This is a genomic window from Herpetosiphon sp., from assembly GCF_003512625.1.
GTDB classification, from domain to species: Bacteria; Chloroflexota; Chloroflexia; order Chloroflexales; family Herpetosiphonaceae; genus Herpetosiphon; species Herpetosiphon aurantiacus.
Map to the genome: position 1 here is coordinate 7,358 of NZ_DOPT01000010.1, position 15,840 is coordinate 23,197.

At 53.2% G+C, this 15,840-nt stretch carries 9 protein-coding genes; 4 read left to right on the forward strand and 5 right to left on the reverse strand.

Annotation, left to right across the window (positions count from 1 at the left end; translation table 11 throughout):
* From DEF47_RS01765 to DEF47_RS01785, 5 genes are all read right to left on the reverse strand, one after another.
* Positions 1-5,581 (reverse strand): RHS repeat domain-containing protein (locus tag DEF47_RS01765; RefSeq protein WP_502697248.1); only part of this gene is annotated, 5,581 nt, incomplete at its 3' end.
* A gap of 177 nt (positions 5,582-5,758) precedes the next feature.
* A complete protein-coding gene (locus tag DEF47_RS01770; protein ID WP_012189582.1) occupies positions 5,759-6,214 on the reverse strand; it encodes a type II toxin-antitoxin system VapC family toxin in 456 nt (151 codons plus the stop codon).
* Positions 6,211-6,426 (reverse strand): hypothetical protein, encoded by a 216-nt coding sequence (locus DEF47_RS01775; RefSeq protein ID WP_012189581.1) that lies wholly within the window; start codon positions 6,424-6,426, stop codon positions 6,211-6,213. Before DEF47_RS01775 ends, DEF47_RS01770 begins: the two co-directional genes overlap by 4 nt.
* A gap of 15 nt (positions 6,427-6,441) precedes the next feature.
* Positions 6,442-7,020: a recombinase family protein gene (locus DEF47_RS01780; RefSeq protein ID WP_012189580.1), complete on the reverse strand. Its 579-nt coding sequence runs from the start codon at positions 7,018-7,020 to the stop codon at positions 6,442-6,444.
* A gap of 291 nt (positions 7,021-7,311) precedes the next feature.
* Positions 7,312-8,214: a PhzF family isomerase gene (locus DEF47_RS01785; protein WP_012189579.1), complete on the reverse strand. Its 903-nt coding sequence runs from the start codon at positions 8,212-8,214 to the stop codon at positions 7,312-7,314.
* Positions 8,215-8,570: 356 nt separating this feature from the next.
* On the opposite strand from DEF47_RS01785, the gene DEF47_RS01790 reads away from it, so the two are divergent.
* The 4 genes from DEF47_RS01790 to DEF47_RS01805 are packed head-to-tail and all read left to right on the forward strand — an operon-like array spanning position 8,571 to position 15,830.
* Positions 8,571-9,992, forward strand: a complete 1,422-nt coding sequence (locus DEF47_RS01790; RefSeq protein WP_012189578.1) for a citrate/2-methylcitrate synthase — start codon at positions 8,571-8,573, stop codon at positions 9,990-9,992.
* A 38-nt stretch (positions 9,993-10,030) separates the two neighbouring features.
* On the forward strand, positions 10,031-11,683 hold the full coding sequence (locus tag DEF47_RS01795) for an amino acid adenylation domain-containing protein (protein ID WP_012189577.1): 1,653 nt from the start codon (positions 10,031-10,033) through the stop codon (positions 11,681-11,683).
* Complete coding sequence (acnA, locus tag DEF47_RS01800) at positions 11,683-14,370, forward strand: aconitate hydratase AcnA (RefSeq protein WP_012189576.1); 2,688 nt, start codon at positions 11,683-11,685, stop codon at positions 14,368-14,370. The genes DEF47_RS01795 and acnA overlap by 1 nt, the downstream gene beginning before the upstream one ends.
* Complete coding sequence (locus DEF47_RS01805) at positions 14,367-15,830, forward strand: DUF6025 family protein (protein ID WP_012189575.1); 1,464 nt, start codon at positions 14,367-14,369, stop codon at positions 15,828-15,830. Before acnA ends, DEF47_RS01805 begins: the two co-directional genes overlap by 4 nt.
* Positions 15,831-15,840 lie beyond the last annotated feature (10 nt).

Here is a 15,840-nt window from a genome sequence, read left to right on the forward strand (position 1 = left end):
AATACTGGCGGGTATGGCCCGTCGGGTGGGTTACGGTCGCGATCCGTCCGGCGGCATCATGGGTATAGGTGGTCGTTTCGCCCAGCGCATTGGTGATGGCGGCGATAAAGCCCTGGGGCGTATAGGCATAGGTCGTTGTCGCAGCAGTTGGCCCCGTCCCGATCGTGTCACTAGCGAGTCGGCCATCGGGCTGATACGTCCATGATTTCACGGCCTGATCGGTCGCCGTTTCCGTAATCGGCTGTCCAGCTGCGTTATAGGTGGTCACGCGCACGACCCCTGATGGCAAGGTTACCTGACGCGTGCGGGTTGCGGCGGTATAGATGGTCGTGGTCGTCAAGCCGTGTTGGGTGAAGACCTCCTGCCACGTCACCAAACTCCACGGATCGGTCGGGTCACTCAGCACTACACTCCGGTGCATCGTGGCGGTTGCCACCACCTGTCCTGCCGGATTGGTCACCGTGATCGCCGCAGGATAGGGAGCCGTCATCCCCCAACGGGGATCAGGAGCCATGGTCGTCGTGCGCCGCATGCCCCGTGCATCAATCAGCACCTGATTGCCATGGGCATCGATCGCGGTCGTGATCGTTGGGCGACCTTCGGTCGTCACCATCCGGCTCGTCGTGCCATCGGCGGCGGTACTAATCCGATGCGCCGTCATGATCCCCGTGGCCGTGGTACTGGTCACGATGGTCGTCGTGGCACTGAGCCGCGTCTGATCGAGCGCTGTCCATCCGCCGGTTGCCCCAATGTCTTGGCTGAGATGCCCATCAGCGGTATACGTATACTGATGCTGCCAATCAGGATTGCGTGGATCAATCAAGCGCGTCAATAGTCCATCCTGATACTGAAGCTGCCAGCGACTCTGGGTCGGATCATTGATCGCCTGCACGCTGCCATCGGAGCCGACCGTCAGCGTGGTCGTAACCCCATCGGGGCTCACCACCGCCGTTGGGGTGCCATCGGCTATCCGCGTGATCGTCGTGGTCTGTCCATGCTGATCCCGCACCCCCGTTAACCGTCCTGCTGTATCATAGAGAAAGGTATAGCGAAGCACCCCGGTCATCGCATCGCGGGTCAGTAAATGGCGGCCTGTGGATGCAAAAACGTAGACTTCGCTCCCATCTGAGGATGGCACTTCAAGGCGTGCTTGTCCCACACCGGGGAACGGCGGCGCGACAGTTCCCTGTTTCACCGCACGCGAGGTAAACGAAATCTGGCCATTGGGACCCACCATACTCCCAAAGAGTTCGTCCAGTTGGGGATCAGTGCTCGGGGACGGATTCCCGACAATGGTTCGCATTTCGCCGTCGGGAAGGATCTCGCGTAAGGCTCCGATGTCTTGCACAATCAACCGTCCATCTGAATGGACATGAACGGCATTAGGATCGATAAGGGGGGATTCCGTCGCCAACCATCCTTCCGGATATTGTCCAATGGCTTGACCGTTGGTATCTCGGCCCGCAATCCGCGTAATCGTTCCTGCCGCATCAATCCGCAGGATACACCCGGTTCCTGTCGGCCCCGCAACCGCCGGATAGCGGCCACGCAGGGCGAGATAATGATTCCCGCGCGTATCATGCGTGACATGGACGATCTCCTCATCCCGTAAATTGGGAAAGCCACACCGCAGCTGCGTTGGTGCGACGGGATGGATGACCTGCCCATCCGTCCGGACCACGCGCAATGCTGTCACCGTCTTGCCGATGATCGGGCCATTCGCCTGCGGAACCTCAACCGTATAGGCATCAATAAACCACACGGTTCCATCAGTATCCACATCTACGGCAAGGGGTGTCCCGATCGGCATCGTTCGCGCCACAGCACCATCTGGTGTGAGCGTCAACGCTTTGGTCGTCCCCCCAACCACCCGTTCGAGCCGCTGATCAGCCGTAATTCGGTAGATTGCAGGTGCGTTGCCACCCCACGTCGATCCCTCATCGGTCAGATAGACCTCACCCGTTGGCGTGGTATGCAGCGCACGGATGCCATTAAATTCGGTATGACTGAGTAATTGCCCATCAGCTGGTGGTAACCCATTCAGGATTCCGGATCGTTGCCTCCGCGTTCCATCGGGCAACCACTCCCACAGGTTTGTACTGATCGAACCCGATCCACCTGCTTCATAGCGTCCCCCATCACGGGTTGGGGCAATCGCATGAAGCCGCGGATAGGCCCAGCCGACTCCTGTTCGGGTAACAGCGGTCAGCGCCTCCGCCCGCTGGCGACTCCCATCACCACGATAGAGGATACGTTGATGCGTATCATACTGATGATGAATATCCAACGACCATCCGCCAATCGCATTTTGACTGACATGGAGTCGGCCAAGCGTTGTGTTTAACACGCGTTCGACCGTAATCATCTCGGTAGCGCGGTCACCCGTTAGGGAGATTCCGCCTGTCCCAAATTGGCCAAACGCACTCCCGAATTGGGCCGGAGTGCGATACTGACCAGGATAGGTAAACCCGATCTTGATCGTCGCGGACTGACTGCCTTGGAGCATCCGCCCATAGGCATCCAATCCATCCCACGTAAAGATCGTTGCCAAATTGGTACTCGGCGAAAAGGCCTGCGTCCATTGTTGCCCACCTATCTGCACCGTTACATCAATCCCGGTCAGCGAATTCGGAATGGTTGCCCCACTCAGCGGAATGACGACTTCCTGATGATGGGCCGCCGCAGGATCACTCGTGTAGACCAATCGGAATGGTGTGCCCGCAAGCGCAACCTCTTCCCCAACACTTTGGGTTTCACAGGTAATCACCGACCCCGGTTGTTCACAGGGAATGCTAATCGGGGGATCACTGCTTAATGGGCCACCATTAGGGCCAACCGCATCGTCTGGTGGGCCAAAGGGCCAGTTATGATCCCACGGCGTAAAGTGGGTCATCGGCACCCGCCACAGGCTGGTTCCCGCCGAATAGGTGCTGGCCACAAAGGCTTGTTCATCCGCACCAATCCCGAGGCTGGCTGGGTCATCGGCCACCCCATCCCCCGTCAGATCCAGGGTCAATGGTGCGGTGGTTAAGACTGCGATGATCCGACCATTGGGACTCGGAACCCAGACCGCCCGTTGGGCATCGTACCAGCCCGTGGGGACAGCCATCCCTACCGGAAAGCCCATGAAGTTTTCCGTATAGTTGGCGACTGCCTGACTAAATTCCACCGAGCCATCGACCGCCAACGCTTCATCGGCGCTGAATTCTGCTGCATAGGTATAGCCACTATTACTCGGCAATTCGCCCGGCATCGCTGCACGTCCCGTATCGCCGACGGTATATTCGCTCGCCCGCACCGCAATGCTGGTCAGCGGCTGGGTGGCTCCTGACGGCAGGCGCAACGTGGCCGTAATGCCCGCAGGGAAGAAGAGCCGCGCCTGGCGCGTCCCCCGATCATCGGTGCTAACCGTGCCCTCGGCAGCCTGCGCAGCGCCCCCCAACTGAATCGTTGTGACGATCGGCGAGAGCGGCGTGAGTACGACCTCAGGAGTCCAGACACTATCACGCCAGGGGGTGGTCACGGCCCGTTGCACCCGCAAAAACTGTGGATGCTGATACTGGACCACCAACCGACTGCCACCATTGACCACCAAATCAAACATGCCATCGGCCCGGGTGTGGGTCATACCAAATTCGGGATGATCCTTAATCGTGATTTGCACGCCAGGAATCGGCTGGCGCGTGCGATCTAGCACCCGTCCACGAATCACCGCCACCCGCTGCGCGGTAATCGTATCTGGGGCCACCCCCGTTTGAATCGGGGTCGTTCCCGTATACAAGAAGGCGGTATCCGCAAACAAATCGCTGGCGGTAAACGCACTTAACGCGGGGGCCACTGCTGCCGGATCAGGCGGAATGACCAAGGGAGTCGCAGTCGGGATAGGGGTCGCACTGGGCGGCACCACTGGGGTGACACTCGGAACGATCGTCGGACTCGCGGTCGGAGTGGGACTGGGGACTACCGTCGCGGTCGGGGTCGCCGTCGCGGGTTGAATGGGGGTAAAGCCCTCAATCAGCCACGCCACACTCCGCTCAAACAACGCCCAGCCGGTCGCGGTTGCCGTTGTTGGGCTGGTGTTATCAAAGAAAAAGCCCGCCCGCCGTGCGGGAGCCGTTCCGCTGCTTAATGCAGCCCCTTGGGCATAGGTAAAAATGCCCGCCGATGCTGGCGCATTGGGTAAGGCGGCGACCAGCGTTGCTTGGGCAAGTGGTTGCCCAAAGGCCAAGGTGACCGCTGATCCGCTCACGCTGACGACCCCACTCAACCCGGCGGCAATCGGATGTGTCGGAGCCGCAATACTGAGCGTACTGCCCGTACTCGTCCCGAAATGCGTACCGGAACTCGTGCCCGTCATTCGCAGATCATCATAGAGCGCATATTCCCAGGTCAACACGGGCACGGGATGGGTGGTCAACAGCATACCAATCGCCGACGCGCTGACGGTTGAGGAGATCAACACGCCATGCATGCCCTGGGTTGCCTCGAGGGTAAGACTGGTCTGGGGAATTACCTGCACGGTGTACTGGGCATCGGTCAAGCGTTGCAGTACCGCCGCATCACCACTCCCCAAGGGCACACTGCCCACCACCAAGAGCAGGTTTTTCCCCGCACCACTCGGTGGCGTGACGGTTGGGGGCAGATTCGTCGCGGTTGCCGTCGGAGGCAGACTCGTGGCCGTGGCGGTCGCTGGAGCAGCCGTCGCGGTTTCCGGCGCAGGCGTTGCCGTCGGCGCGACGGTAGTGGGCGTTGGCGTGCCACTCGGTGGGGTTTGCCCAATCGCCCACAGCAACGCGGAACGAACGAGATCCCACCCATCGCTGGTTAAGTATAAGGGGGTATCGGCATCCAAGAACAACCCAACCCGACGTGCCGGGGCCGCTAACGGGGTTGACCCCACTAAGCCGCCATCCTTGGTGCTGGGGATCGTCATCGTCGCCCCAGTATCGTAGCCAAACAGCACCGTTTTACTCGTGCTGCCCGGCAGATTTGCGACCTTCACCCCTTGATTGACCGGACGGCCATAGGGCAAGCGCAAACTCTGACTTTGGACGGTGATGGTTCCACTCTTGCCACCCGCTAAGGGATGGGTTGGATCGAGCAGCGTGATGGTCGTAGTCGGGGTTCCCGAGTTAATCCCATAATCCGTTCCCGATGCGCCATTCGTCATGCCCAATTGATCATAGAGCGCATATTCATTCACTACCATCGGCGTGGTGACATAGGTAAAATCATTGTCTAATTTATACGAATCAATCGATGCCGAAATGACCACCACATTGACCGCCGCCGCATCACTCGCTTGGACGAGGTCATCATCTTTAAGCGTGACTGTCCAGCCCATAGTGGTTTCCAGAAATTGGCGAAGGGCGGTATCCGCACTGGTGAGGGTGATGCCATCCGCCGTATTGGCGATGAGCAGCGCGGTCGGGGTTGCTTGCGTCCACTGGTGCGTGGACGATGCTGGGACAAGCGGCGCAGCCATAACGGGTTGGATGGTGGCCGGATGCACGAACAAGGGAACCAGCATGCAAAAAAGACAGAGCGCGTACCAAACGCGCCCACGCCGAAGCAGGGGCATATGCATTCCTCCATCCCCCTCACTCATCGGGGGATTCATACGAAAGCGCCAATGTGTCCCTATTATCATGGGCACATTGGTGCATGTCAAGCATCATTTTCAGGTCGGGATGATCGGTGTGTGAGGGAGCACCGCGACGGCTACCCCCTCTTCAGTGTCAGGAACCAACAAGCACGATTAAGGAGCCACGTTTGCCAAGGCATCGACCACCAGTACCGGTATCTCAGTAACCCGCTGCAAGGCAAAATCATTGGTTAAAAAGGCATCACAGCCCGCATCAATCGCCGTCGCGAGTTGTAACGCATCCGGAGTCCGCAGCCCATACTGCGCCCGGAGCGTAGCCGCCAACTCAGCAATCGGAGCCGTAATCGGCACCATCGTCAGCGCCGCAGTTTGATAAAAGAGGAGGCGATACTGGTGCACGAGGGCCATCTGCTGCTGCTGGAGCGGTTTCATCAGCGTTTCGGTGAGCGTTAACACCGAGGTGATCGCGTGGATCTGATCGGGAGCAATTTGCCCCATAATGACCCGCAGCGTTGGTAAATACTGCGCATGCCCCTCCGTATAGTAAATCAAAGGAGCCGTATCGAAATACAACCGCCGGATCGGGGCAAGGGTCGTCAACACACTCATTGTGGTCGCTCCCAGGCATCCCGTAACCCATCGACATAGGTTTGGGCATCCTCGCCCGTGGCCAACGATGCAGCAAAGCCTGCCATATCCGCCAAGCGCAGGAGCGGTTGGCGCGGGGGGACATCCAAGGAATCGACCAAGAATTTCACCAGATCTTTCCGTTCTTGGATGCTCAAGGTTTGGACTTGTTCAAGAATCGCAACTAGGCTCATTCCATCCTCCGTTCCTTAATGAGTTCGGTCAGCCGTCGCATGCTGACGCAGATACTGATAGAGCGTTTCACGGCTAATGCCCAGCTCGCGGGCTAAGGCCGTTTTGGATTCCCCGGCAGCGGCTCGATCGACGACCTGAGCGATGGTCGCAGGATTCAGCACCTTCTTCCGACCTTTATACACGCCACGCTGCTTGGCCATGGCGATCCCTTCGCGCTGGCGTTCGCGGATCAAGGCCCGTTCAAATTCAGCCACCGCTCCAAGCATGGAGAGAATGAGCGTCGCCATCGGGGAATCATTCCCCGTAAACGTCAAGTGCTTGGTGACAAAGTGAATCGCCACGCCGCGTTGGGTCAGGGTCTGCACAATCTCACGGAGATCATCAAGATTGCGAGCCAAGCGATCCATACTATGGACAACCACCGTATCGCCAGTCCGCACAAATGCGCATAAGGCCGCTAGCTGCGGTCGGTTACGATCCTTACCCGAAGCGTGCTCGGTAAAGACGCGATCAAGGGTCTGGCCGTCGAGCTGTCGATCCGGATGCTGATCGCTGGTACTGATGCGAATATAGCCCACCCGTTGTCCCGCCATGATGGTCTCCTCGCGGATGTACTGTCAGGATAGAGTTTAAGACCATTGTGAGCATTCGTCAAGAAATGGCAAAAATAACCCTACTCTGACACTGGATTGTGCGGAATCTGACATCAGGATAGGGTATGCTCCATCTATCCAAAACCAATGAACTAGCAGCATGCTACCAAATTCAGCGTTGAGTGCAAATGGCCAGGACGAGTCTGATCAGTATAATCCAACGCCCTAAAACTGGTCATCCCGCCTATTGCCTGTGGCCATGCGATTATTTTTTCCTAACGGCAGCAAATATTACAACTGAATGCTCGTTTGAAAAACAATCACTGCATGACCCCCAACTTTAACCAAAACAGGCTCATCAGCTTCAATCAACACCTGAACCTCAATATACCCAGTCCTCCCAATCGCAACACCTTGACATGCAGTAAACCGCAAATGGATTCCGTTGTGGGCAACCAATCGATGATGCACTAAGTAGGCTCCGAGTGGCCCATTTGCATTCCCCGTAACCGGATCTTCATTGATCCCAATCGCTGGTGAAAACATCCGCCCATAGGAAAGAATCGCCGGATCATCAGAGTCTAATGTATAGACAAAATAGCCATTGCAGCCAATTTGTTTACTCAGCAGGGTAAGGGCTGCAAGATTCGGGCGCAGTTGATCAAGCTTTGTGCGCTGGTTAATCCCAATTAATACTTTGGAATGCCCCGTTGAGACTATTTGAATCGGGCATGCGTAATGCAGGTCGTGAATAGTCAGACCAAGCGCATCAAGTAAAGCCTGTTTGGATTGTCCATCAATGATCGGGCCAAACTCAATTGCAGCTTGAGTCATAATAATTTGATAATCATTATTGGCTTGGATAACTTCAATTGGCAGTATCCCGGCTCCAGTTTTATGTCGGAGTTGGCATGAGCCTAATTGCAGCTCATGGGCACGCACATAGTGAGCCGCAATCGTCGCATGACCACACAATGGAACTTCGACGGTAGGGGTAAAAAATCGTAGCCAGACCGCATGACTTGAATCAGTCGGCGCAAGCAAAAAGACCGTTTCGGAGTTATTCAGTTCGCGGGCCAGTTGTTGCATCTCGTGGGTGCTCAGATCATCAGCATGTGTCACAACCCCAGCAGGATTTCCGCGAAATTTATGCTGAGTGAAGGCATCAACTTGATACACGTTAACCTGTTTCATAGCGGGTTTAAACCTTTAATCAAATGATTAGTATTGGTCTAGTGTAGCCTAGTTTTGCGATTGGGAAAGGTTAAATGTGAATGATAAAACTCTCATTTTCATCAGCCTTTTTTCGTATTGACATACGATAATCATGCGCGTATACTACACAACCGTGCTTGAGGGAATTAAAACTTCGGCTTAAAATAATAATGTTGCCTATCTACCTCCATTTCTGCTGCAACAATATCAATTATTACTAAAGCAAATAATTTAATAGTTTATATACACACTTAATCATATAATATTGATTTAAGTATGTATCTATATCGTTGTGCCTTCAGTTAAGAATTGAGAATCAGGAGTTTAAACGTTCTATGGTCAATCCACAAAAAATCACCAATAATCAAATTTCAGATATAACCAATCTGATTGCTCAGGTGCTGCAAATTCCAGAATATATGGTAACCGATCAACTTAGCTACCGTTCAATTATGCAATGGGATTCATTGGCGCATATTAACTTGATGTTGGCATTAGAAACAACCTATGGAGTGACAATCGAACCTGATACCATTGTTACACTTAGTTCTGTTGCCCAAATTAAGGCCTATATGCAGGGGACGCTTCAGCCGACATCAACCCACACAGCAGGGATTGAAACTCAAACTGACGGTGGTGTGGTCTATCGTGGCCTTGCAGGAGTAACCTTCGATCAGAGCCAGATCACGTTGATCGATGGCAAACAAGGCCGCTTGCAATATCGCGGCTATAGCATTCATGATTTGGTTGAGCAAACGACGTTTGAGGAAACAGCCTTTTTATTATTGAATGGGCAATTGCCAACAACCACTGAGTTGGATCAATTTAAGCACCAGTTGGTGGCAGCACGAGAGATACCAGCAACGATTTTGGAGTTGATTCAGCTCCTAAAAGATGGCCATCCCACCGAAGTTTTGCGCACCTGCCTTTCGGCGCTTGCCACGTTCGATGCTGAGCGCCTTGATGGATCAGTTACTGCAACCAAAGCTCGGTCTATTCGACTGATTGCACAAATGCCCTGCTTGATTGCAGCTCATCATGCGATTCGCCAAGGAAAAACACCAATCCAGCCCAACCCAACGCTTGATCATGCTGCTAATTTTCTCTACATGCTCCAAGGAACCATTCCGAGCCAACAGGCTCAGCAGATCGTGAATCAGATTCTGATTCTGCATGCTGATCATAGTGCCAATGCTTCAACCTTTGCAGCCCGAGTTGTCGCAGGAACACGCTCAGACTGGTATGCAGCGCTCACTGCTGCAATTGCCGCCTTTGCAGGCCCACTCCATGGCGGGGCCATCGAACAGGTCATTGCCATGATTCAAGCGATCGGTACTCCTGAGCGAGCTGCCGATTATGTAGCCAACTTACAAGCCAACAATCAGCCAGTGATGGGTTTTGGGCATCGGGTCTATCAAACCGAAGATCCACGAGCACGTCATTTACGCAAAGCAGCGCAGGCCTTGAGCGCACAAAGCGATAACAACTATTACGCGATTCTTGAAGCGGTTGTTCAAGCAATGCGTCCCTATATGGCCAAAGGAATCGATGTGAATGTTGATTTTTATGCCAGTGTTATTTATCACCTTTTGGGTATTCCCTACGATCTGTTTGTTCCAGCATTTATTGTTGGCCGAACCGTGGGCTGGTTGGCCCAAATTCAAGAGCAATATGCCAACAATATTTTGATTCGCCCATTGCTTGCCTATGTTGGGCCAATTGATCAGCCCTATCCAGCATTGAGCCAACGTCAATAACAAGTCTATAACACGCCTAACGCCTTATTGGAGAATAGATGATGATTGAGTTTAACCAGATGCTTGAAGTTGTGCCTCCATGCCAAAGCGAGCCAAACCAAGCACACGCAACCAGCCAATTGCACAGCGGTTTTCTACAGAGCGTCCAGCGCTATCCAAATAACATCGCTTTAACGATTGGTAATAAACAGTATGATTATGTCAAATTATATACAGTTGCCCAACGCTGGGCTTTCGCGCTTCGCCAATCAACCAAACCGCTGCATCGTGTTGGTATTTTTGCCTATCGTAGTGAAGCAGCCTACATCGGGATTTTGGCAAGCTTATTGGCTGGCGCAACCTTTGTGCCGCTGAACTACAACTTTCCACTTCAACGGACCCAAGCGATGATCGAGCAAGCAGAGCTTGATGCGATTATTGTCGATCACCAATCGTATGACCAATTTTTGCAATTGGCCGATTCGCTGCCAGTACTACCGCCATGTGTCCTCTTGCCTGATTGTTTGCGTGCGCCGCTGCTTGATACAATGATCTATACTCAAGCCGAGCTTGCTGAGCTACCGACTGATCATGAACCAGTTACTGTGCCGCCTGAGGCAATTGCCTATCTGTTATTCACTTCGGGTAGCACCGGCAACCCCAAAGGCGTACCAATTAGTCATGCCAATGTCGCACACTTTCTCAAGGTAAATCAAGCACGATATCAGATTACGCCTGCTGATCGGCTGAGCCAGACCTTTGATCAAACCTTTGATCTGGCCATCTTTGATCTTTTTATGGCTTGGAATCATGGTGCGGCGGTCTGTGTTATCCAACCGATCCAATTGCTCTCACCTTTTCGCTTAATTGAAGAGCAGGGAATTACGATTTGGTTTTCGGTACCATCAGTTGCCGCGTTACTGCGCAAACAAAAACTACTCAAGCCCAATAGCTTGCCCAACTTACGCTTAAGCCTTTTTTGTGGCGAAGCGTTGCCCAAAGCTACCGCTGAGGCTTGGCAACTTGCTGCGCCCAACTCAATAATCGACAATCTCTATGGTCCAACCGAATTAACAATCGCCTGTGCAGTGTATCGCTGGAATTCCCTCACCTCGCCTGCTGAATGTTTGAATGAAGTGGTCCCAATTGGTAAACTCTACCCAGGTTTAACCGCGGTGGTGGTTGACGCAAACGATAATCCTGTACCAGCAGGTACAGAAGGCGAATTGTGTGTTGCTGGCCCACAAACCTTCCAAGGCTATTGGCACAACCCAAGCCTCACGGAGCAACGGTTTCTGCGCAGCAAACAGCTTAATGGCGAGGAACTCGGCTACTACCGCACCGGTGATCGGGTTGTATGCCGCACCAATGGCAGCATGATTTACCTTGGGCGCAGCGATCAACAAATTAAAGTCCATGGCTACCGGGTGGAATTAAGCGAGATTGAAGGGGCGTTATTACTCCAACCAGGCGTAGTTGCTGCGGTTGCACTGGGCTGGCCGCTTGAAAACGGTTCGGCGAGCGGAATTGTCGCGTTTGTAATTGCGCCAAGCATTGCAGTCAGTGATCTGCAACAGGCGGTTCAGCCATTGCTCCCAAGCTATATGCTGCCGCGCACCATCTATCAGCTTGAAACCATGCCGCTGAATGCCAATGGCAAAATTGATCGGTTGGCCTTGGCTCGCCACTTAGCAGGTGAAGGAACGGCCTAATGCAAACAGTGAATCCAGCATTCCAACGTTCATTGGAGTGTGCAGGCCAAACCTATCGCGTCTGGTCAATTCAAGCACTCGCAAGTAGCTATCAGCTTGAACTTGAAACGCTGCCATTTTCGCTCCGACTTTTGCTTGAAGCGCAATTACGCGCCTTTGGACGCGGGTTGAGCGATCTCGCAGCGATCGAAGCATTGATTAACCAACTCCAGCAGCCCGACATTGCACAGCCAAAAGTGGTTATTCCTTATCTGCCAGCCAGGGTACTGTTGCAAGATTTTACAGGAGTTCCGGTATTTGTAGATTTAGCGGCAATTCGCGAGGCCGTAGCTGAGGCTGGCGGCGACCCAAGCTTGGTCAATCCCGTTGTCCCAACAGATGTCGTGGTAGACCACTCGATTATTGTTGATGTGGCTGGTGTGCCAAATGCATTCGCCATCAACACACGCTACGAGTTTGAACGCAACCAAGAGCGCTATCACTTATTACGTTGGTCCGAAGCCGCGTTTAAACATGTGCGGGTCTTTCCACCTGGTAGCGGCATTGTTCACCAAATTAATCTTGAACACCTCGCAACCGTTGTCCAAACCCAGGTAACGGCCACTGGTGAACTCATGTTGCCTGATAGTGTCTGTGGAACTGATAGCCATACCACGATGATTAATGGTTTAGGGGTACTTGGTTGGGGCGTGGGTGGCATCGAGGCCGAAGCGGTTATGCTTGGTTACCCACTTATGCTGACCTTGCCCAGCGTCGTTGGGGTTGAATTAACTGGCTCACTACGTCCAGGTGTGACGACAACCGACTTGGTGTTAAGCCTCACCCAACGCTTGCGTCAAGCGGGCGTAGTTGAACAGTTTGTCGAATTTTGTGGCACTGGGGTTAATCAGCTTAGTATTGCCGAACGTGCCACGATTGCCAATATGGCTCCTGAATATGGAGCCACCTGCGGCTACTTCCCAGTTGATGCAGAAACGATTCGCTATCTCCAAACGACGGGTCGTTCAGCCGAGTTGATCCAACAGGTCGAAGCCTATTATCAATTTCAAGGGCTTTTTCGCCAACCTAATGCCCAATTGCCCCAGTTTGCCAAACTGATCCAGTTTGATCTTGCGACGGTTGAAGCATGTGTTGCAGGACCAGCCCGCCCCCAAGATCGCCTAAGCCTGCGTGCTGTGCCAGCTTCGGTAGTTGCAGCCACGCAGCCAAAGCAGCAACCGATTACGGTAGCGCTTGATGATCAAACGTATCGCTTAGACCATGGGGCATTGCTGCTAGCGGCAATCACTTCATGCACCAATACTTCGAATCCTGCAGTAATGTTGGCAGCAGGCGTTTTGGCGCAGCAGGCAGTTGCACGCGGGCTACGCGTTCCTCGTTATGTCAAAACCAGCCTTTCGCCAGGCTCACGGGTCGTGACCACCTATCTGCAAGAAGCAGGGTTGCTACCAGCCTTGGAAACCCTCGGCTTTCAGATTGTAGGCTATGGCTGTATGACTTGTTCGGGCAGTAGTGGGCCAATTCATCCACAGCTGAGCCAAGCAGTCGCTGAACAGGGGTTAATGGCCAGCGGCGTATTGAGTGGCAATCGCAACTTTGAAGGTCGAATTCATCCAGCGATTCGCTTGAATTATCTGGCCTCACCGCCATTAGTGATTGCCTATGCCCTAGCTGGAACCATGAACATCGATCTCGAAACTGAGCCGCTTGGTTATGGCAGTGATGGACAAGCCGTCTATTTGGCTGATATTTGGCCAAGGGAGCAAACAATTCAAGCGCTTTTGGCCAACCTGATTAAACCAAGCATGTTTCACAAACACTATCAACAACCAGTGATTCCCGCTGAATGGCAAGCGATTACCATCGAAAAGACGCTGTTCTATCCATGGGCAACCCAATCAACCTATCTTAAGCGTCCGCACTATATTCATGGCAAAAGCAACCAATCACCAAGCATCATTAAGGATGCGCGGGTGTTGGCGTTGTTAGGCGATAGCATTACCACCGACCATATTTCACCTGGTGGCGCAATTGATCCTAAGGGCGAAGCTGGGCGCTATTTGCTTGAGCAGGGCGTTGCACCATCAGATTTTAATGCCTATGGCGCTCGTCGCGGCAATCATGAATTAATGGTACGAGGTGGGTTTGCTAACGCTCGGCTAAAAAATCAACTACTTGCGGGGATTGAAGGTGGTTTTAGTCTGCATCAGCCGAGCGGCCAGCAAGATACGATCTATGCTACGGCCATGCGCTATGCCACGACCAACACTCCGCTAATTATTCTGGCAGGTAACGAATATGGCTCAGGCTCATCGCGTGATTGGGCTGCCAAAGCGCCCAAATTGCTTGGTGTTCAAGCAGTGTTGGCGGCAAGTTTCGAGCGGATTCATCGGGCCAATTTGGTCTGTATGGGTATTTTGCCGCTGGAATTTATGGCGGGGCAACCATGGCAAAGCCTTGGATTAAATGGAGCTGAATTCTATACGATTTATGGTTTAGATGCGCTTGTAGCCGGGGGCGAATGTGTGGTTGAGGCCAGTGACGCTGATGGCAACGTCAATCGATGGACAATGCGCGTTCGGATTGATAACCCGAGTGAATTGCGAACCTACTACGCTGGCGGCATTCTCCAACAGGTTGTGCAACGTTTGGCGCTGCCTCAAGCAAAGCAGGTGAATCAACAATGACAGCTCAACAACCTGAACAATTGACACCAGACGCTATTTTAGCGCATTTAGGGCTATTCGATCGGCTTGAACCCACGCTTGATCGCTTTGCCGACCGCCAACAAGCATTCGATTGGCTGCACCTTGGATTAACCGATATTCCGGTTGGACAAGTGCTGGATTTGATTCAGCACTCACCAACCTTGCTGCCACCCCGCACGGGACATATGGGCAATTGGGAAGAAATTGGCCATGGCCGAGCCGGTATGATGGATTTTAATCAAGCGATTTGTAGCCAAGGCTATGGATACCCATTAATTTACTGTTTTAATCAGACTGAGGATGCGGCCTTAGAACGTGGGGATTGGGTCTACTTGCCTGGTTCGTTGATCGATCATGGCAAACGGACTCTGCTACCCTTGTACACCTGGGATGGACAAGGCTTGGTTGAACGACAACGGGAGCAGCCGCTCTTTACGCCATTTGTTCAAACGAGTGTTGATGGGGGGCAAATCCCGCTCAATACCTTGCATTGGCAACGGATGCAGCAATTTCAGCAATTTGAATTTCGGCTTGAAGCACAAAGCGTCTGGCACCATGCCGAGCTAGCCAAAGCGATTGTCCAGCATTTACTGGAACAAGCAGCCATCCAACCCAATACACGCCGGGCCTTTCAAGATATTTTAAGCCATCAGGTCAGCCTTGATGGCAGAATGCAACGGGTTGCGATCCAACGCGAAGCCCAGGGGTATCGCATGGGGGCAATGTTCTATAGCTCAGCAGCAGACCTAGCCGAGGCGAGTATGCTGCCATGGCTTGCAGTAGCCGAGCCAGCGAGCTTTTTTGCCAATATCAAACAACTACCAAACCAGATGCCGCTCTGTTCGCATTTGCTCGCAGGCATTTTCTCGGCAATCTTTCATACCCATTACCCCAACACCACGGTTGAGCGCCAAACCATGTGTCGGCCATTCAATCCGCATTTCCACTGGGGTGCGCGGGATATGGCTGGCTACCCACCCTATCGCAATGGCTATATCGCCGAAAAATCAACCACCAAAAGCTATCGCACACTGTGCCAAAGCATCATTGATGCATTTGACGAAGTTGATCCGATGCTGCTGATCTTATTACCTGCGGTGATCTTCGCGCTTTGTCCAACCAACCAGCATCCTCACGATGCAGAGGCACTAACAGAGTTGTTCAAGCAGGTGCAACAGCTTGAGCCAAGCAGCGATCAAACTACCTATCAGCAAACAATTAGTCAGCAGGTAGCAGGATGGCTCGAACGCCAACGGACAATCCTATCGACCTACTGGATACATCGATTTGCGCCACGTCAGGGTATTTTGCACACCCAAACGCTGGTGAGCAGTCGCCCAGTTGAACCAATTGGCTTTCGAGAATTGAGCTTTCGTCAGGCCTGCATGATCGTTGGCGCATTAATCCATTGGCTTGCGCCAAATTCAGCATTGGCCTAACGAATACACA

What these genes read in the sequence shown, in the direction of transcription:
- DEF47_RS01780 (WP_012189580.1), bottom strand. Translation starts at nt 7,020, where the DNA reads ATGGCGGGACAACGGGTGGGCTATATTCGCATCAGTACCAGCGATCAG.
- DEF47_RS01775 (WP_012189581.1), bottom strand. Translation starts at nt 6,426, where the DNA reads ATGAGCCTAGTTGCGATTCTTGAACAAGTCCAAACCTTGAGCATCCAA.
- DEF47_RS01790 (WP_012189578.1), top strand. Translation starts at nt 8,571, where the DNA reads ATGGTCAATCCACAAAAAATCACCAATAATCAAATTTCAGATATAACC.
- acnA (WP_012189576.1), top strand. Translation starts at nt 11,683, where the DNA reads ATGCAAACAGTGAATCCAGCATTCCAACGTTCATTGGAGTGTGCAGGC.
- DEF47_RS01770 (WP_012189582.1), bottom strand. Translation starts at nt 6,214, where the DNA reads ATGAGTGTGTTGACGACCCTTGCCCCGATCCGGCGGTTGTATTTCGAT.
- DEF47_RS01795 (WP_012189577.1), top strand. Translation starts at nt 10,031, where the DNA reads ATGATGATTGAGTTTAACCAGATGCTTGAAGTTGTGCCTCCATGCCAA.
- DEF47_RS01785 (WP_012189579.1), bottom strand. Translation starts at nt 8,214, where the DNA reads ATGAAACAGGTTAACGTGTATCAAGTTGATGCCTTCACTCAGCATAAA.
- DEF47_RS01805 (WP_012189575.1), top strand. Translation starts at nt 14,367, where the DNA reads ATGACAGCTCAACAACCTGAACAATTGACACCAGACGCTATTTTAGCG.